Below are 18,606 nucleotides of genomic sequence, written 5' to 3' on the forward strand. Positions count from 1 at the left end.
GGCGGACACCCGGGACAGACGGCCGCATACCCGGCGCAAGAATGTCCCGAAGGACCGCGTGACAGGGCCGTGCGACCCCTTCTCCGGCATACCGCCGTCCGGCGGGTCGGACGGAAGATTACGACGAGGGAGCCGATCATCCAAGAGCCGGAACGGCCCGAGCCCGAGGGGTTCGAGCCCGAAGCCACCCGCCGTGACGCCGGGATCGCGGAGAGCAGCCGGGCCAACCGGGGCTGGTGGGACCGCAACGCGGACGAGTACCAGGTCGAACACGGCACGTTCCTCGGCGACGACCGGTTCGTGTGGGGCCCGGAGGGACTGGACGAGGTGGAGGCCGAGCTGCTCGGCCCGCCGGAGGACCTGAAGGGCAAGGACGTCCTGGAGATCGGCGCCGGCGCGGCCCAGTGCGCGCGCTGGCTGGCCGCCCAGGGGGCCCGCCCGGTCGCCCTGGACCTCTCGCACCGCCAGCTCCAGCACGCGCTGCGCATCGGCGGATCGTTCCCGCTGGTGTGCGCGGACGCAGGCGCGCTGCCCTTCGCGGACGGCTCCTTCGACCTGGCGTGCTCGGCGTACGGCGCGCTGCCGTTCGTCGCGGATCCGCGCCTGGTGCTGCGCGAGGTGCGGCGGGTGCTGCGGCCGGGCGGGCGGTTCGTCTTCTCGGTGACCCACCCGATCCGCTGGGCGTTCCCGGACGAGCCGGGCCCCGAGGGCCTGTCGGTGTCCGCCTCCTACTTCGACCGCACGCCCTACGTGGAGCAGGACGAGGAGGGCCGGGCGGTCTACGTGGAGCACCACAGGACGCTCGGCGACCGGGTGCGGGACATCGTGGCCTCGGGGCTGCGCCTGGTGGACCTGGTCGAGCCGGAGTGGCCGGCCTGGAACAGCTCCGAGTGGGGCGGCTGGTCCCCGCTGCGGGGCGGCCTGATCCCGGGCACGGCCATCTTCGTGTGCGAGCGGGACTGACCGGACCGGGCCGTCCACCGGGCGTGCGGGACCCGTCGGCCGCCGTACGACACTGGGGGGCGTGATCCGTGACGACGCCCTGGACGCGCTGCCCGTGCGCTCCGCCCTGCCCGCCCTGACCGACGCGCTCGCGGACGGCGGCACCGCCGTCCTGGTGGCGCCGCCCGGCACCGGCAAGACGACGCTGGTGCCGCTGGTGCTGGCCGGGCTGGTCGGGGACGGTCCCGCGCGGCGGGTCGTGGTGGCCGAGCCGCGGCGGATCGCGGCGCGCGCGGCGGCCCGGCGGATGGCGTGGCTGCTGGGCGAGCGGCCCGGCGAGAGCGTGGGCTTCACGGTGCGCGGCGAGCGGGCCGTGGGCCGCCGCACCCGGGTGGAGGTCGTGACCACCGGCGTGCTGGTGCAGCGGCTCCAGCGCGACCAGGAACTGGCCGGGGCCGACGTCGTGGTGCTCGACGAGTGCCATGAGCGGCATCTGGACGCCGACACGGCGGCGGCCTTCCTGTGGGACGTGCGGCAGACCCTGCGGCCGGAGCTGCGGCTGGTGGCGGCGTCGGCGACCACGGACGCCGAGGGCTGGGCGCGGCTGCTGGGCGGGGCGCCGGTGGTCGAGGCGACGGGCGTGAGCCATCCCGTGGAGGTGGTGTGGGCGCCGCCGGCCCGCCCGGTACGGCCGCCGCACGGGATGCGGGTGGATCCCGCGCTGCTGACGCACGTGGCGTCGGTGGTACGGCGGGCGCTGGCCGAGCGGGACGGCGACGTGCTGTGTTTCCTGCCGGGGGTCGGCGAGATCGCGCAGGTGGCAGGCCGGCTGGGGGAGCTGGGCGCGGTGGACGTCCTCCAGGTGCACGGGCGGGCGCCGGCGGCCGTGCAGGAGGCGGTGCTGGCGCCGGGCGCGCGGCGCCGGGTGGTGCTGGCGACGTCGGTCGCGGAGTCCTCGCTGACGGTGCCCGGGGTGCGGGTGGTGGTGGACTCGGGGCTGGCCCGGGAGCCGCGGGTGGACCATGCGCGCGGGATCGGCGGTCTGACGACGGTACGGGCCTCGCGGGCGGCCGGACGGCAGCGGGCGGGCCGTGCCGGGCGTGAGGCGCCGGGCACGGTGTACCGGTGCTGGGCGGAGGCCGAGGACGGCCGTCTGCCGGCGTTTCCGGCGCCGGAGATCAAGGTGGCCGATCTGACCGCGTTCGCCCTCCAGGCGGCCTGCTGGGGCGATCCGGACGCCTCGGGGCTCGCGCTGCTGGATCCGCCGCCGCCCGGCGCGATGGCGGCGGCGCGCTCCGCGCTGACGGCGGTGGGTGCGGTGGACCCCGCGGGCCGGGCCGTCGACCGGGGGGTGCGGCTGTCCCGCCTCGGCGTCCATCCCCGGCTGGGGCGGGCCCTGCTCGACACCTCGGGCGCGGGGGCCGAGGTGGTCGCGCTGCTGTCGGAGGAGGTGCCGCGGGAGTACGGCGACGATCTCGCCGCCGCGTTGCGGCGCGCGCGGCGCGGGGGTGACGCCTACGCGGCGCGCTGGGCCGCGGAGGTGCGGCGGCTGCGGGCCGTGTCGGCCCAGTCCCCCGGGCCGTCCGCCGGCCGGCCGGAGGGTGCCCTCGGCGCCGGGCCGGGCACCGGTGACGAGCGGCTCGCCGGGCTGGTCGCCGCGCTCGCCTTCCCCGAGCGGATCGCGAAGTGGGACGGCGGCTCGTACCTCATGGTGTCCGGGACGCGGGCCGAGGTGGCGGAGGGTTCGGCGTTGCGGGGTGCGCCGTGGATCGTGGTGGCCGTCGCCGACCGGCCGGGCGGCAAGGGGCATGCCCGGGTGCGGCTGGGGGCCGCCGTGCCGGAGGAGGTGGCGCGGGCCGCGGCCGGGGCGGTGCCGGCGGAGCGGGACGAGGTGCGCTGGGCCGAGGGGGACGTCGTGGCGCGGCGGGTGGAGCGGCTGGGGGCGGTGGAGTCGGCCGTGCGGCCGTTGCGGGACGCGCCGCCGGAGCTGGTGCGGGCGGCGCTGCTCGACGGGCTGCGCCAGGAGGGGCTCGGCCTGTTGCTCTGGACGCCGGACGCGCAGGTGCTGCGGCAGCGGCTGGCGTTCCTGCGTGCCCGCCTCGGGGAGCCGTGGCCGGACGTGTCGGACGAGGCGCTGCGGGCGCGCTGGGCCGAGTGGCTGGAGCCGGAGCTGGGCCGGGCCCGGCGCCGGGCGGACCTGGCGCGGATCGACGCCGGGCAGGCGCTGACGCGGCTGCTGCCCTGGGCGAGCGGGGAGGCGGCCCGGCTGGACGAGCTGGCGCCCGAGCGGATCACCGTGCCGAGCGGGTCCAGGATCCGGATCGACTACCGGGATCCGGAGCGGCCGGTGCTCGCGGTGAAGCTCCAGGAGATGTTCGGGCTGGCGCGGACGCCGTCGGTGGCGGGCGTCCCGCTGCTGGTGCACCTGCTCTCCCCCGCGGGCCGGCCGGCCGCGGTGACGGCCGATCTGGCGTCGTTCTGGCGGGACGGCTACCAGGGCGTACGGGCGGAGCTGCGCGGTCGCTATCCGAAGCACCCGTGGCCGCAGGATCCGGCGGGTGCCGAGCCCACCCGGCACACCAACGCGCGGCTCGGGCGCTGACCGGGCCGGGGTCGGTCGCCCCCGTGGGCGCCGGCCTCGCGGGGCGGCGGGCGCGGGCCTCCAGGTGGAGGGACGGCGCGAACGGGAGCGGGGTGAGGCCGGGAGCCCCGGGGGCGTGGGCCGGACGGCGCGCCGGGGCGCCGAGCGCGGGGGGGCGAGCGCGAGGAGGGGACCGGTCGGGGCGCGCATGCGGGGCCTCCCGCGCGAACGGCTCCTGACGGACCGTCAGGTCCCGGTGCCGTGACAGCGGGCGGGCGGGACGAGACCAGCGGCGGGCGCACGAACGGCGGCGCCCTCCCCGCCGGAAGCGGGGAGGGCGCCGTGCCGGTCCAGAAGGGCCCGGTCCGTCAGGAGGAGGCGGACGGGCTCGGGGACGGGGACGGGCTCGTCGTGGCGGTGTCGTCCGCGGCGACCTTCAGCTGGACGGTGAGGGTGCCGCCGCCGGGGGTGGTGATGCGCAGCAGGAAGGTGCCGGTGGTGTCGTCGGCGTACAGCTTCGGCAGCGTCAACAGGCCCTTGTCGTCGGTCTTCAGGCCGGTGAGGGTGCGGACGGCCTTGCCGTCGGCGTCCTTGAAGTAGGGACCCTTGGTGTTCTCGGTGGGGTCGGTCGCGGAGGTGACCAGGGTGGCGGTGGCCGCGACCTTGTCCGCGACGGCGCCCTTGTAGGTCGCCTTCACCTGGATCGGGTCCGCGAACTCGCCGCCCGGGGTGCAGGTGAGCGGTGTGTCGCCGGTGGCGGTGAGGGTGTCGGCGGCGCGCTCGGTGACGGTCGCCTGGTAGTCGACGCCCTTGAGCGAGCGGCCCACGACGGTGGCGGTGACCTTGAAGTCGCCGGTCTTCTCGCCCGCTTGCAGCGCCGGGGCCTTGGCCACGCCCTTGGCGTCGGTGGCGACCGTGGCCACGTTCTCGCCGCCGGTGAAGGTGGTGTCGGTGTCCCCGGTGATGGTGAACCGGATGCGGACCTTCGCCACCGGCGCGCCGGCCTTGGTCTCGGCGCGGGCGCCGATCGCCCCGGTGAAGGCGTGCCCGGCCATCGCGGTGAGCCGGGTGGTGCCCGTGTCCTGGAGGTGGTCCACGGTGTCGGTGGCGGTGGGCGGCGTGGCCGGCGGTGTGCCGGGCGTCGTGGGCGGCTTGGGGCTCGGGCCGCCGTCCTTGCCGTCGCCCGGGTCCGTGGGCGACGGACTCGCCGGTGCGGTGGGGCCCTTCGGGTCCTGCTGCCCCGGCGGGTGCGGGTCGGAGGGCTTCGGGGACGGGCTGTGCGGGGTGCCGTCGTCGCTGCGGTGGGCGGGCAGGCCGCCGGTGCCGTCGGGCACGGTGTAGGTGCCCTTGCGGTAGTACTCCATCCACGACAGAACGGTGTTCAGGTAGTCCTGCGAGTTGTTGTAGCCGAGGATCGCGGCGTGCAGGTCGGCGTCGCGGGACAGGTCCCGGTCGCCGCGGCACAGGTAGTGGCCGGCGGCGAGGGCGGCGTCGTAGATGTTGTTGGGGTCCTTCTTGCCGTCGCCGTTGCCGTCGCGGCCGGCCCAGGCCCAGGTGGACGGGATGAACTGCATGGGCCCGACGGCCTGGTCGTACCGGCTGTTGCCGTCGTACGCGCCGTGGTCGGTGTCCTTGATGAGCGCGAAGCCGTTGCCGTCGAGCACCGGGCCGAGGATCGGGGTCAGCGTGGTGCCGTCGGCGCCGACCTGGCCGCCGCGGGCCTGGCCGGACTCCACCTTGCCGATGGCGGCGAGGAGTTGCCAGGGCAGGTTGCAGCCGGGCTTGGCGGTGCGCAGTTCGGCCTCGGCCCGCTTGTACGCGTCGAGCACCGTGGCCGGTATGCCGGCCTCGGCCTCACCCTGCACGACCGGGGTGCCGGTGGTCGGCGAGGGGCTGGGCTTGGGGCTGTTCAGGGGCGGCAGGTCCGTGTAGTAGGGCGAGTTCCCCGTGGCGTCGCCGCCGACGGCGTCGTCGGGTACGGGGGCGGAGGCGCCGGCCGCGGTCTGTCTGCCGTGGTCGTCGCCGGTCACTCCCGGAGCCTGGGAAGCGGAGAGTGCCGCGACCGCTGCCGCGGCCACGGCCGTGGTCGCCGCTCCCTTGCGGAGCCGCCTGCCGAAATGCGCCGCCATAGAGTGAACCCCTCCCGTGGACGTCGTGCGCCCGTTTCCGTCTGTGTGTCTCGCCCTGGTGTGACGGTTGACCCGGTGTTCCGGTTGCCCCTGTGCCGCCTTCCACGTGGTGATGGCTGTGCGACCGTGCGCCAGGCACGGCGCCGCAGGCGACCCTACGACAACTTGCTTTGTACGGGCACCCGTTCATGCCCGATTTTCACCGGTTGGCCAACTGTCGTTGCCCTGGCGTGCCCGGCGGTCCGCCAGGGCGGTGACAACGGCGCGCGAACGACGCGGGAGGGGCCGGTCGTTCAGACGGCGGCGCTCGGGCCGGGATCACGGGGATCGCAGCGGCGGGGGGCCGGCCGTTCGGCGAGGGACGCGACGAAGACCGTGAGGGTGGGCCGGGGGCGGGTGCGGGGGATCAGGGTGAGCGCGAGGGCGAGGTAGCCGCGGGCCAGATCGGCCCACTGGCGCCAGTCGGGGGCGTGGCCGGCCCGGACCGCCCTGGTCCGGTCGGTGAGTCCGCGCCGGACGTGCTCGGCGGCCCTGCGGACGGTCCTGGCCGGGTCGGCCGGGATGCGGGCGGTGCTTGCGTCGGCCGCGAGGGCCGGGACCGGCGAGGCGGTCAGTGCCTGCGCCGAGGCGGTGTCCGCCCAGACCCGGGTGACTGCCTCGGGCGTCCGGCGGTGAAGCATGCGTATACCCATGCCCGCAGTGTTGCGGCTGCGGGGGCCGGGGGGCGTCTTTGCGGGGGCCACGTGAGTGACGGTCCCGCCGGGGGTTGGGCCGTCTTTGTGGCGCGGGCGCGAAATGGGGGATCCCGGGTTGCGGCGCCCGGGCGCCTCCGCGTTCCCCGGCACCGGTGAGGGGCGCCGCACTCCCCCGGAGTACGGCACCCCTGACCGGGCGCGGTCCGCGCTTGCGGCCCGCGGCGCAAGGCGCCGGGGGCGCCGGGGCGCGGTGGGCTAGTGCGCCGCCGACTCCCAGTCGGGGCCCACGCCGACCGAGACGTCGAGGGGGGCGCGCAGGTCCACGGCGTGGGCCATCTCGTGCCGGACGATCTCCTCGACGGCGGTGCGCTCGCCGGGGGCGATCTCCAGGACGATTTCGTCGTGGACCTGGAGCAGCATCCGGGACTTCAGCTGCGCGGCCCGCAGCGCGTCGTCCACCTTGAGCATGGCGATCTTGACGATGTCGGCGGCCGTGCCCTGGATCGGCGCGTTGAGGGCCATGCGCTCGGCGGCCTCGCGGCGCTGGCGGTTGTCGCTGTTGAGGTCGGGCAGATAGCGGCGGCGGCCGAAGAGGGTCGCCGTGTAGCCCGTGGCCCGGGCCTCGTCCACCGCGCGGCGCAGATAGTCCCGGACGCCGCCGAACCGCTCGAAGTAGGCGTCCATCAGGGCGCGGGCCTCGGCCGCCTCGATGTTCAGCTGCTGGGAGAGGCCGAAGGCGGACAGGCCGTAGGCCAGGCCGTACGACATCGCCTTGATCTTGCGGCGCATCTCCGCGTCCACGGCGGACTGCGGGACGCCGAAGACCTGGGAGGCGGCGGTGGTGTGCAGGTCCTCACCGGAGGTGAACGCCCTGATCAGGCCCTCGTCCTCGGAGAGGTGGGCCATCACCCGCAGCTCGATCTGGCTGTAGTCGGCGGTCATCAGGGACTCGAAGCCCTCGCCGACGACGAAGCCGCGCCGGATGGCCCGGCCCTCGTCGGTGCGCACCGGGATGTTCTGGAGGTTCGGGTCCGTGGAGGACAGCCGGCCGGTCGCGGCCACCGTCTGGTTGAAGGTGGTGTGGATACGGCCGTCGCCCGCGATGGTCTTGATCAGGCCCTCGACGGTGACGCGGAGCTTGGCCTGCTCGCGGTGGCGCAGCATGATCACCGGCAGCTCGTTGTCGGTCTGGGTGGCGAGCCAGGCCAGCGCGTCGGCGTCCGTGGTGAAGCCGGTCTTGGTCTTCTTCGTCTTGGGCAGGGCCAGCTCGCCGAAGAGGACCTCTTGGAGCTGCTTGGGCGAGCCCAGGTTGAACTCGTGGCCCGCGGCCGCGTGCGCCTCCTTCACGGCCTGCTGCACCGCGCCCGCGAACATCTGCTCCATGGCTTCCAGGTGGGCGCGGTCGGCGGCGATGCCGTGCCGCTCCATGCGGGCGAGCAGCGCGGAGGTGGGCAGCTCCATGTCGCGCAGCAGGTCGGCGGCGCCGACCTCGTCCAGGCGGCTTTCGAAGGCCTCGCCCAGGTCCAGGACGGCGCGGGCCTGGATCATCAGGGCCTCGGCCTCGGCGGCCTCGTCGGTGCCGAAGGCCAGCTGGCCGTCGGCCGCGGCGGCCGGCGCCAGCTCGCGGTGCAGGTACTCCAGCGACAGCGCGTCCAGGTCGAAGGAGCGGCGGCCCGGCTTGACCAGGTAGGCGGCGAGCGCGGTGTCCATGCGCACGCCCTCGACGCGCCAGCCGTGCTCGGCGAAGACCCGCATGGCGCCCTTGGCGTCGTGGAACACCTTGGGGCGCTCCGCGTCCGCCAGCCAGGCCGCGAAGGCGTTCTCGTCGGCCTCGTCCAGCTCGGCGGGATCGAACCAGGCGGCCGCTCCCCCGGCCGCCGCCAGGGCGACCTCGGCGACGGAGCCGGTGCCCAGCGCCCAGGTGTCGACGGTGGCGACGCCCAGGGGCCGCGTGCCGTGCTCGGCGAGCCAGTCGGCCAGCTCGCCGGTGCGCAGCACGGTGCCGTCGATCTCCACGCCCTCGGCGGTGACCGGCGTGGTCTCGGACTCGGCGGCGCCGGGGTCCACGGCGAACAGGCGCTCGCGCAGCGACGGGTTGCGGATCTCCAGGGTGTCCAGGACCATCGCGACGCTCTTGCGGTCGTACGGCAGCCGCTCCAGGTCGGTGACCGCCTTGGGCAGCTCCACCTGGCGCTCCAGCTCGGTCAGGACGCGGTTGAGCTTGACCGACTCCAGATGGTCGCGGAGGTTCTGGCCCGCCTTGCCCTTGACCTCGTCGACGCGCTCGACCAGCTCGGCGAAGGAGCCGAACTGGTTGATCCACTTGGCGGCGGTCTTCTCGCCGACGCCGGGGATGCCGGGGAGGTTGTCGGACGGGTCGCCGCGCAGGGCGGCGAAGTCCGGGTACTGGGCGGGCGTCAGGCCGTACTTCTCCTGGACCTTCTCCGGGGTGAACCGGGTCAGCTCCGAGACGCCCTTGGTCGGGTACAGCACGGTGGTGTGCTCGCTGACCAGCTGGAAGGAGTCGCGGTCGCCGGTGACGATCAGCACCTCGAAGCCCTCGGCCTCGGCCTGGGTGGCGAGGGTGGCGATGACGTCGTCCGCCTCGAAGCCCTCCACGGCGAAGCGCGGGGCGTTCATCGCGTCCAGGAGCTCGCCGATCAGTTCGACCTGGCCCTTGAACTCGTCGGGGCTCTTGGAGCGGTTCGCCTTGTACTCGGTGAAGCGCTCGGAGCGCCAGGTCTTGCGGGAGACGTCGAAGGCCACCGCGAAGTGGGTGGGCGCCTCGTCACGCAGGGTGTTGGCCAGCATCGACGCGAAGCCGTAGATCGCGTTCGTCGGCTGGCCCGTCGCGGTCGTGAAGTTCTCCGCGGGCAGCGCGAAGAACGCGCGGTAGGCCAGCGAGTGCCCGTCCATGAGCATCAGCCGGGGACGGGTACCGCCGGGGGTCTGGTCGGTCTTCTTCGATGCTTTCTCTGCCACGCCACCGATCCTGCCACGCCCCACCGACAGTCCGGACCGTCCGCCTTCGCCGGGCGGGCCCCGCGCGGTGACCGGCGCCACGGCGCGGCGCGACGGCCGGGTGGGAAAGGGCCGAGGCAGCCGTACCCGCCGTCACCCCCTCGTGGGAGGATCCCTGCGTACACGGCACACGCAGTCGAAGGGGAGCGTTGCGATGGCGACGAAGCCGCCCAAGGGCGATCCGGTGCAGGACGCGCCGCAGGTCGCGGAGCCGGAGCACGCGGCGGCGGGGCTGCCGGCCATCAAACACACCCTGCGCATCGCCCAGCAGCAGATGGGTGTGCGGCGCACCGCGCTGACGCTGCTGCGGGTGAACCAGAAAAACGGCTTCGACTGCCCGGGCTGCGCCTGGCCGGAGCCGGACCACCGGCACACCGCGGAGTTCTGCGAGAACGGCGCGAAGGCGGTGGCCGAGGAGGCCACCAAGCGCCGGGTCACCCCGGAGTTCTTCGCCGCGCACCCCGTGGCCGACCTGGCGACCCGCAGCGGGTACTGGCTGGGCCAGCAGGGGCGGCTCACCCACCCCATGTACCTGCCCGAGGGGGCGGCGCACTACGAGCCGGTCACCTGGGAGCGGGCCTTCGGCATCATCGCCGAGGAGATCGCCGCGCTCGGCTCCCCGGACGAGGCGGTCTTCTACACCTCGGGCCGCACCAGCAACGAGGCGGCGTTCCTGTACCAGCTCTTCGCGCGCGAGCTGGGCACGAACAACCTGCCGGACTGCTCGAACATGTGCCACGAGTCCTCGGGCTCGGCGCTGTCGGAGACCATCGGCATCGGCAAGGGCAGCGTCCTGCTGGAGGACCTGTACAAGGCCGACCTGATCATCGTGGCGGGCCAGAACCCGGGCACCAACCACCCGCGCATGCTGTCCGCGCTGGAGAAGGCCAAGGCGAACGGCGCGAAGATCGTCAGCGTCAACCCGCTGCCCGAGGCGGGTCTGGAGCGGTTCAAGAACCCGCAGACCCCGCAGGGCCTGGTCAAGGGCGCCGCGCTCACCGATCTGTTCCTCCAGATCCGCATCGGCGGCGACCAGGCGCTCTTCCGGCTCCTCAACAAGCTGATCCTGGAGACCGAGGGCGCGGTCGACGAGGAGTTCGTCCGCGAACACACCCACGGCTTCGAGGAGTTCGCGCGGGCCGCCCGGTCGGCCGACTGGGAGAAGACGCTGACCGCGACCGGCCTGAGCCGCGCGGAGATCGAGCAGGCGCTGGAGATGGTGCTCGCCTCGCGGCGGACCATCGTCTGCTGGGCCATGGGCCTCACCCAGCACAAGCACTCCGTGCCCACCATCCGCGAGGTGGTCAACTTCCTGCTGCTGCGCGGCAACATCGGCCGGCCGGGGGCGGGCGTGTGCCCGGTGCGCGGCCATTCGAACGTGCAGGGCGACCGCACCATGGGCATCTTCGAGCGCCCCGCCCCCGGCTTCCTGGACGCCCTGGAGAAGGAGTTCGGCTTCGCGCCGCCCCGGGAGCACGGGTACGACGTCGTCCGGGCGATCCGCGCGCTGCGCGACGGCGAGGCGAAGGTGTTCTTCGCCATGGGCGGCAACTTCGTCTCCGCCTCCCCGGACACCGAGGTGACCGAGGCGGCGATGCGGCGGGCCCGGCTGACCGTGCACGTGTCGACCAAGCTGAACCGTTCGCACACGGTCACCGGCGCGCGGGCGCTGATCCTGCCCACCCTGGGCCGCACCGAGCGCGATGTGCAGGCGAGCGGCGAGCAGTTCGTGACGGTCGAGGACTCGATGGGCATGGTGCACGCCTCGCGTGGCCGGCTGGCGCCCGCGAGCGCCCATCTGCTGTCCGAGCCGGCGATCGTGTGCCGGATGGCGCGCGCGGTGCTCGGGGAGCGGAGCGTGGTGCCGTGGGAGGAGTTCGAGCAGGACTACGCGGCGATCCGCGACCGGATCGGGCGGGTGATCCCCGGCTTCGCCGACTTCAACGCGCGGGTGGCCCGCCCCGGCGGCTTCGCGCTGCCGCACGCGCCGCGCGACGAGCGCCGCTTCCCGACCGCCACCGGCAAGGCGAACTTCACCGCGGCGCCGGTGGAGTTCCCCGAACTGCCCGCCGGGCGGCTGCTGTTGCAGACGCTGCGCTCGCACGACCAGTACAACACCACGATCTACGGCCTGGACGACCGCTACCGGGGCATCAAGGGCGGCCGCCGGGTGGTGCTGGTGCACCCGGAGGACGCGCGTGCGCTCGGGTTCGCCGAGGGCGCGTACGTGGACCTGGTCGGCGAGTGGCGGGACGGTGTGGAGCGGCGGGCGCCCGGGTTCCGGGTGGTGCTCTACCCGACGGCCCGGGGCTGCGCGGCGGCGTACTACCCGGAGACGAACGTGCTGGTGCCGCTGGACGCGACCGCGGACACCAGCAACACCCCGGCCAGCAAGTCGGTGATCGTACGCCTGGAGGAGCACGTCGAAGGCCGTCTGGAACAATCGGCGACCGACTGAGCGTTCGCTCAGCCAGAGACAGGTGTACGACGAACGGAGCCGGCCCATGGGCGAGCAGCAGCAGGTGAGATTCCCGCAGGAGGTCATAGACGAGTACGCGGCGCTCGGCGTGGACCTGCCCGCCCTGTTCTCGGCCGGGGACCTCGGCACGCGGATGGGCGTGCAGATCGTGGAGGCCTCCGCGGACAAGGTCGTCGGGACCATGCCGGTGGAGGGCAACACCCAGCCGTACGGCCTGCTGCACGGCGGCGCCTCGGCGGTGCTCGCGGAGACCCTGGGCTCGGTCGGCGCCATGCTGCACGGCGGCAGCGCCAAGGTCGCGGTCGGCGTGGACCTCAACTGCACCCACCACCGCGGCGTCCGCTCGGGCCTGGTGACCGGTGTGGCCACGCCCGTCCACCGGGGCCGGTCGACGGCGACGTACGAGATCGTCATCAGCGACGAGCAGGACCGGCGGGTGTGCAGCGCCCGGCTGACCTGCATGCTGCGGGACGCCCGGCCGCAGAACGGCGCACCGGCGCCCGCCTCCGTCTGACGGCCTGACGCGCGAAGGCCCGGTCGCGCCCCGGCAGGGGGCTGACCGGGCCTTTCTCGTTTTTTGCCCGCCTTTTCTTCCCGCGCGACGGGAAAACGGAATTCCACCGTCCGAGCCGGATGGGCACATCGGATCAGTGCGGATATGTCGGTGTCCGGCCGCCTGGAATTCCTGTATGGCGCACCTTTCTTTTCGCCTGTAACACTCCGTAACACGGATGCAATAAGCATCCGTACTTCCGCCGCCCGGACGGACCCCTGAGTGATCTTTCCGGGCCGCGCCAGGCCCCCACGACCCCGAGGTGCCGGGCCTGCGGGCCGACGGCCAACCGGAAGTGCGCATTCTCAAAATGTGGACCTCGGGGAAACTCCGCCAAAACGGCCGAGACCATCCCCGCCGGAACTCATCCGTCCATCCCGTCATAACAAGAAAGTCACAAGCATGCGCACGGCGATGCTCATGTCTCCATAGCGGGCTTAGAGTCACGGCCAGTCACCGCTCCAACGGGAGTTCGGTACCGACGCGGCACTTCGCCGTCCCTCGAAGGGACCGCTCATGCCCGCGGAAAGGATCGATTGTGCGACAGCGTTCTCTGGTGATTCTTACCTCCGTGCTGACGACCGGAGCTCTGACTCTCACCGCCTGCGGCTCCCGCAACAACGACAGCAAGGGCGGCGACAGCGGCAACGTGACGGTCACCATCGGCGTGGACGCGCCGCTGACCGGCCAGAACTCCGCGACGGGCCTCGGCATCCAGTACGGCGCCCAGATCGCGGTGGACGACGCGAACAAGAACAAGACGGTCCCGGGCGTGACCTTCAAGGTCAAGGCGCTGGACGACAAGGCGATCCCCGCCACCGGCCAGCAGAACGCCACCCAGCTGGTCGCCGAGAAGGACGTCCTCGGCGTGGTCGGCCCGCTCAACTCCGGTGTGGCCACACAGATGCAGCAGGTGCTCGACACCGCCAACCTGGTGCAGATCTCCCCGTCCAACACCGCCCCGGAGCTGACCCAGGGCAAGAACTGGCAGACCAAGAAGGTCCGTCCGTTCAAGACCTACTTCCGCACCGCGACCACCGACGCCCTCCAGGGCGCGTTCGCCGCGGACTACGCCTACAACGGCCTGCACAAGAAGAAGGCGTTCGTCGTCGACGACAAGCAGACCTACGGCGCGGGCCTCTCCAAGATCTTCAAGGAGCAGTTCGTCAAGCAGGGCGGCCAGGTCATCGGCACCGACCACGTCAGCGTGGGCGACCGCGACTTCTCCACGCTCGTCACCAAGATCAAGAACTCCGGCGCGGACCTGCTCTACTACGGCGGCCAGTACGACGAGTCCCAGGTGCTGACCAAGCAGCTCAAGGACGCCGGCGCCAAGATCCCGCTGTTCGGCGGTGACGGCATGTTCACCCCGACCTACATCAAGACCGCCGGCAAGGCCGCCGAGGGCGACCTGGTGACCTCCATCGGCGTCCCCGTCGACACCCTGCCCGCCGCCAAGGACTTCGTGGCCACCTACAAGGCCAAGAAGTACCCGGGCGACTACGGCACGTACGGCTCGTACTCCTACGACGCCACCACCGCGATCATCAAGGCCGTCGGCCAGGTCGTGAAGGACGGCAAGATCCCGGACGACGCCCGCGCCAAGGTCGTCGACGCCGTCCAGCACAACAGCTTCGACGGCATCTCCGGCAAGATCTCGTTCGACGAGTTCGGCGACACCACGAACAAGCAGCTGACCGTCTATCAGGTCGTCGGCGGAGCGTGGAAGTCCGTCAAGAGCGGTACGGCCAACCCGAAGTAGTCCCAAAGCACACCGCAGCACCAGGGCCGCGCGGCACCGACCACCGTCACCGCGCGGCCCGCCCTCTACCGCCACCTTGACTCTCCCCACCACATGGAGGCCATGCGGTGAACACCCTGCCGCAGCAGCTGGCCAACGGGCTGTTCCTCGGCTCGATGTACGGCCTGATCGCCATCGGGTACACGATGGTGTACGGCATCGTCCAGCTCATCAACTTCGCTCACGGCGAGATCTTCATGACGGGAGGCTTCGGCGCCCTCACGGTCTATCTCGCCCTCCCGGACGGCATATCCATGTGGATAGCCCTGCCGGCGATGCTCGTCGGCGGCGCCCTGGTCGCCGTCCTCATCGCCGTCGGCGCCGAACGCTTCGCCTACCGGCCACTGCGCGGGGCGCCACGCCTCGCACCACTGATCACGGCCATCGGCCTCTCGCTCGCGCTCCAGCAGCTCGTCTTCAACCTCTACCCGAACGCCAAGACCGCCCGGGTCTTCCCCCAGCTCCCGTTCGGGCCCTACCACCTGGGCTCGATCACCATCCAGAGCGGCGACGTCTTCCTGATCGTCGCCGCCCCCGTGTGCATGGCGGTCCTGGCCTTCTTCGTGCGGCTGTCGCGCACCGGACGCGCCATGCAGGCCACCGCGCAGGACCCGGACACCGCCCAGCTGATGGGCATCGACACCAACCGCATCATCGTCGTCGCCTTCGCCATCGGCGGCCTGTTCGCGGCGGTCGCGGGCACCGCGTACGGCCTCAAGTACGGCTCGGTCTCCTACGACATGGGCTTCATCGCCGGTCTGAAGGCGTTCACCGCGGCCGTCCTCGGCGGCATCGGCAACATCTACGGCGCCATGCTCGGCGGTCTCGTCCTCGGCCTCGCCGAGGCCATGGCCACCGCCTACATCGCGAACATCCCCGGCATGCAGCAGCTCGGCGGCCAGGGCTGGGCCGCGGTGTGGGCCTTCGTCCTCCTCATCCTCGTACTCCTCTTCAGGCCACAGGGCCTGCTCGGCGAACGCGTCGCGGACAGGGCGTGAGCACCATGACCGACACCATCACCCCGGGCCGGGCCGACCGCGGCCCGATACCCCTCCCGCCGGCCGCCGCCCGGCTGCTCGTCCCGATCGGCGCCGTCGGCACCATCGCCAGCGCGTTCATGAGCTGGACCTGGACCCCCGACTTCCCCGGCAACCTGACGATCTACGGCTACCCGGCCGGACTCCAGATCCTCGCCCTGGTCGCCGGCGCCCTCACCCTGCTGTACGGGCTGAGCCTGTGGCGGGTGAAGGGGCTCGACCGGCTGAACCCCGCGGGCGCCACCAGCCCCGTCTTCCTGGTCGCCCTGTCCGCGTTCACCGTCTGCTGGTTCACCGGCATCGCCATCGCGGTCGACCTCGGCGGCCTGGTCAACCTCGACCCCGGCGCCTGGGTGGCCATGGCCGCCTCGGCCCTGCCCGTCGTCGGCGCCCTCGCCCTGCCCCACCCGGCCCCCGGCACCGGTGTGCGCGGCTACTTCACCAAGCCCGACCAGCCGCGCGCGGGCACGCGCTCCGGGCTCGTCGAACGCGCCGTGATCACCGTCGGCACCGCCCTCGCGCTGGTGGTCTTCACCTACGGCATCGGCATCAACGACGACGACAGCGAGACCTTCATCGGCTTCCTGCTCGTGCTCGTCTTCGCCTCCTGGGGTCTCCTCCACGCCGGGCTCGTCGACCGCTACTCCGCCCTCTCCGCGCGGCACAAGGGCTTCGCGGCCACGCTCGCCTTCGTCGCCGCCGTGATCTTCCCCTTCACCCAGAGCGACGACCACAACGCCAACATCGGCGTCAACATCCTGATCTTCGCCACGGTCGCCCTGGGCCTGAACATCGTGGTCGGCCTGACCGGTCTGCTCGACCTCGGCTACGTCGCCTTCCTCGGCGTCGGCGCCTACGCGGCCGCCCTGGTCTCCGGCTCGGAGTACTCCCGCTTCTCCGGGGTGCACTTCCCGTTCTGGGCCGCGGCCCTCACCGGCATGGCCGCCTCACTGGTCTTCGGTGTGCTCATCGGCGCCCCGACCCTGCGGCTGCGCGGCGACTACCTGGCCATCGTCACCCTCGGCTTCGGTGAGATCTTCCGTATCGCCGTCAACAACCTGGACGGCGACTCCGGACCGGACATCACCCGCGGCCCCAACGGCATCACGCAGATCCCGGACCTGAGCATCTTCGGGTTCCACCTCGGCGACCAGCACCAGATCGCCGGATTCACCCTGGGCCGGTTCGCCAACTACCTGTTCCTGATGCTGATCGTGACGGCCATCGTGGTGCTCGTCTTCACCCGCGCCGCCGACTCCCGCATCGGCCGCTCCTGGATCGCCATCCGCGAGGACGAGACCGCGGCGACCGCCATGGGCATCAACGGCTTCCGGGTCAAGCTGATCGCGTTCGCGCTCGGCGCCTCCCTCGCGGGCCTGGCCGGCACCGTGATGGCGCACGTGAACTACAGCGTCAACCCGCAGCCGTACCAGTTCGCCGGCGCCGCCCCGCCCAACTCGGCCTTCCTGCTGGCCGCCGTCGTCCTCGGCGGCATGGGCACCGTCAGCGGCCCGCTGCTCGGCGCGAGCGTCCTGTACCTGGTCCCGGAGAAGCTCCAGTTCCTGCAGAACTACGAACTCCTCGCGTTCGGCGTGGCGTTGATCCTGCTCATGCGGTTCCGGCCGGAGGGCATCATCGCCAACCGCCGCCAGAAACTGGAGTTCCACGAGACCGGCCAGCTCGACGTACCGGCACAGACGACGCTGTCCGACGGGGCGACCGTCACCAAGGCAGGGGCGTAAGGAACCATGACGACACCTGTACTCGAAGCCCGTGACGTCACCATGCGGTTCGGCGGCCTGACCGCCGTCAGGTCCGTGGACTTCACGGTCAACAGCGGCGAGATCGTCGGCCTGATCGGGCCGAACGGCGCCGGCAAGACCACCTTCTTCAACTGCCTCACCGGCCTGTACGTCCCCACCGAGGGCACGGTCGCCTACCAGGGCAAGGTGCTGCCGCCCAAGCCGCACCTGGTGACGCAGGCGGGCATCGCCCGCACCTTCCAGAACATCCGGCTCTTCGCCAACATGACCGTGCTGGAGAACGTCCTCGTGGGCCGCCACACGCGGACCAAGGAGGGCCTGTGGTCGGCGCTGCTGCGCGGCCCCGGCTTCCGCAAGGCCGAACGGGAGTCCGAGGAGCGGGCGATGGAACTCCTGGAGTTCGTCGGCCTCGCCGGCAAGCGCGACCACCTGGCGCGCAATCTGCCCTACGGCGAGCAGCGCAAGCTGGAGATCGCGCGGGCCCTGGCCAGCGAGCCGGGGCTGCTGCTCCTGGACGAGCCGACGGCCGGCATGAACCCGCAGGAGACCCGGACCACCGAGGAACTGGTCTTCGCCATCCGGGACAAGGGCATCGCCGTCCTCGTCATCGAGCACGACATGCGGTTCATCTTCAACCTGTGCGACCGCGTCGCCGTGCTCGTGCAGGGCGAGAAGCTGGTCGAGGGCACCTCCGACGTCGTCCAGGCCGACGAGCGGGTCGTCGCCGCCTATCTGGGCGAGCCCTTCGAGGGCGAGCCGGGCGCGGCGGAGGCCGCGGAGGTCGAGGCGGCCGAGACCGCCGACAGCACGGAGGGGGAGGCCCGGTGACCGCACTGCTCCAGGTCGAGGACCTCAGGGTCGCCTACGGCAAGATCGAGGCCGTCAAGGGCATCTCGTTCAGCGTCGAGGCCGGCCAGGTCGTGACCCTCATCGGCACCAACGGCGCCGGCAAGACGACCACCCTGCGCACCCTGTCCGGTCTGCTCAAGCCGGTCGGCGGGCAGATCCTCTTCGACGGCAAGCCGCTCGCCGGCGTCCCGGCGCACAAGATCGTCGCCCTCGGGCTCGCCCACTCCCCCGAGGGCCGGCACATCTTCCCGCGGCTGAGCATCGCCGAGAACCTCCAGCTCGGGGCGTTCCTGCGCAAGGACAAGGACGGCATCGAGCAGGACATCCAGCGGGCCTACGACCTCTTCCCGATCCTGGGCGAGCGGCGCAAGCAGGCCGCGGGCACCCTGTCGGGCGGTGAGCAGCAGATGCTGGCGATGGGCCGGGCGCTGATGTCCCGTCCCAAGCTGCTGATGCTGGACGAGCCGTCCATGGGTCTGTCGCCGATCATGATGCAGAAGATCATGGCGACGATCGCCGAGCTGAAGTCCCAGGGCACCACGATCCTGCTGGTCGAGCAGAACGCGCAGGCCGCGCTCTCGCTCGCCGACCAGGGCCATGTGATGGAGGTCGGCTCGATCGTGCTGTCGGGCAGCGGGCAGGACCTGCTGCACGACGAGTCGGTCCGCAAGGCCTACCTCGGCGAGGACTGACACCGCAGCTCCACGACGATGCCCGCGCCCCCGGCAAGGGGGGCGCGGGCATCGTCGTACGCGA

General features: G+C 72.5%; 12 protein-coding genes. 9 read left to right on the plus strand and 3 right to left on the minus strand.

Annotation, left to right across the window (positions count from 1 at the left end; genetic code table 11):
• The first annotated feature begins 117 nt into the window (after positions 1-117).
• Together ACSP97_RS09935 and hrpB are read left to right on the plus strand one after the other, a co-directional pair.
• On the plus strand, positions 118-963 hold the full coding sequence (locus ACSP97_RS09935; RefSeq protein WP_382012812.1) for a class I SAM-dependent methyltransferase: 846 nt from the start codon (positions 118-120) through the stop codon (positions 961-963).
• A gap of 61 nt (positions 964-1,024) precedes the next feature.
• Positions 1,025-3,544 (plus strand): ATP-dependent helicase HrpB, encoded by a 2,520-nt coding sequence (gene hrpB / locus ACSP97_RS09940; RefSeq protein ID WP_440557183.1) that lies wholly within the window; start codon positions 1,025-1,027, stop codon positions 3,542-3,544.
• Between the two features lie 347 nt (positions 3,545-3,891).
• On the opposite strand, the gene ACSP97_RS09945 is transcribed toward hrpB, so the two are convergent.
• The 3 genes from ACSP97_RS09945 to polA form a co-directional block, all read right to left on the minus strand.
• A complete protein-coding gene (locus ACSP97_RS09945; protein WP_358273350.1) occupies positions 3,892-5,652 on the minus strand; it encodes a lytic transglycosylase domain-containing protein in 1,761 nt (586 codons plus the stop codon).
• A gap of 293 nt (positions 5,653-5,945) precedes the next feature.
• Positions 5,946-6,344: a hypothetical protein gene (locus ACSP97_RS09950; protein WP_440557185.1), complete on the minus strand. Its 399-nt coding sequence runs from the start codon at positions 6,342-6,344 to the stop codon at positions 5,946-5,948.
• Positions 6,345-6,602: 258 nt separating this feature from the next.
• Entirely contained in the window at positions 6,603-9,329 is a 2,727-nt protein-coding gene (gene polA, locus ACSP97_RS09955; RefSeq protein WP_355531244.1) for a DNA polymerase I, read from the minus strand.
• A gap of 193 nt (positions 9,330-9,522) precedes the next feature.
• Here polA and ACSP97_RS09960 point away from each other — a divergent pair, with 193 nt between their 5' ends.
• From ACSP97_RS09960 to ACSP97_RS09990, 7 genes are all read left to right on the plus strand, one after another.
• Positions 9,523-11,826: an FdhF/YdeP family oxidoreductase gene (locus tag ACSP97_RS09960; RefSeq protein ID WP_358273353.1), complete on the plus strand. Its 2,304-nt coding sequence runs from the start codon at positions 9,523-9,525 to the stop codon at positions 11,824-11,826.
• A gap of 46 nt (positions 11,827-11,872) precedes the next feature.
• Entirely contained in the window at positions 11,873-12,361 is a 489-nt protein-coding gene (locus ACSP97_RS09965; protein ID WP_358273355.1) for a PaaI family thioesterase, read from the plus strand.
• 577 nt (positions 12,362-12,938) lie between these two features.
• On the plus strand, positions 12,939-14,162 hold the full coding sequence (locus tag ACSP97_RS09970; protein ID WP_355143706.1) for a branched-chain amino acid ABC transporter substrate-binding protein: 1,224 nt from the start codon (positions 12,939-12,941) through the stop codon (positions 14,160-14,162).
• 107 nt (positions 14,163-14,269) lie between these two features.
• On the plus strand, positions 14,270-15,199 hold the full coding sequence (locus tag ACSP97_RS09975; RefSeq protein WP_355143708.1) for a branched-chain amino acid ABC transporter permease: 930 nt from the start codon (positions 14,270-14,272) through the stop codon (positions 15,197-15,199).
• A gap of 5 nt (positions 15,200-15,204) precedes the next feature.
• A complete protein-coding gene (locus ACSP97_RS09980; RefSeq protein ID WP_355323933.1) occupies positions 15,205-16,980 on the plus strand; it encodes a branched-chain amino acid ABC transporter permease in 1,776 nt (591 codons plus the stop codon).
• A 6-nt stretch (positions 16,981-16,986) separates the two neighbouring features.
• Positions 16,987-17,829, plus strand: coding sequence for an ABC transporter ATP-binding protein (locus ACSP97_RS09985; RefSeq protein WP_355143710.1), 843 nt, complete (start codon positions 16,987-16,989; stop codon positions 17,827-17,829).
• Positions 17,826-18,542, plus strand: a complete 717-nt coding sequence (locus tag ACSP97_RS09990) for an ABC transporter ATP-binding protein (RefSeq protein ID WP_355143712.1) — start codon at positions 17,826-17,828, stop codon at positions 18,540-18,542. The genes ACSP97_RS09985 and ACSP97_RS09990 overlap by 4 nt, the downstream gene beginning before the upstream one ends.
• The last annotated feature ends 64 nt before the right edge of the window (positions 18,543-18,606 follow it).

The organism is Streptomyces sp. SCPE 10, assembly GCF_051980735.1.
GTDB classification, from domain to species: Bacteria; Actinomycetota; Actinomycetes; order Streptomycetales; family Streptomycetaceae; genus Streptomyces; species Streptomyces misionensis.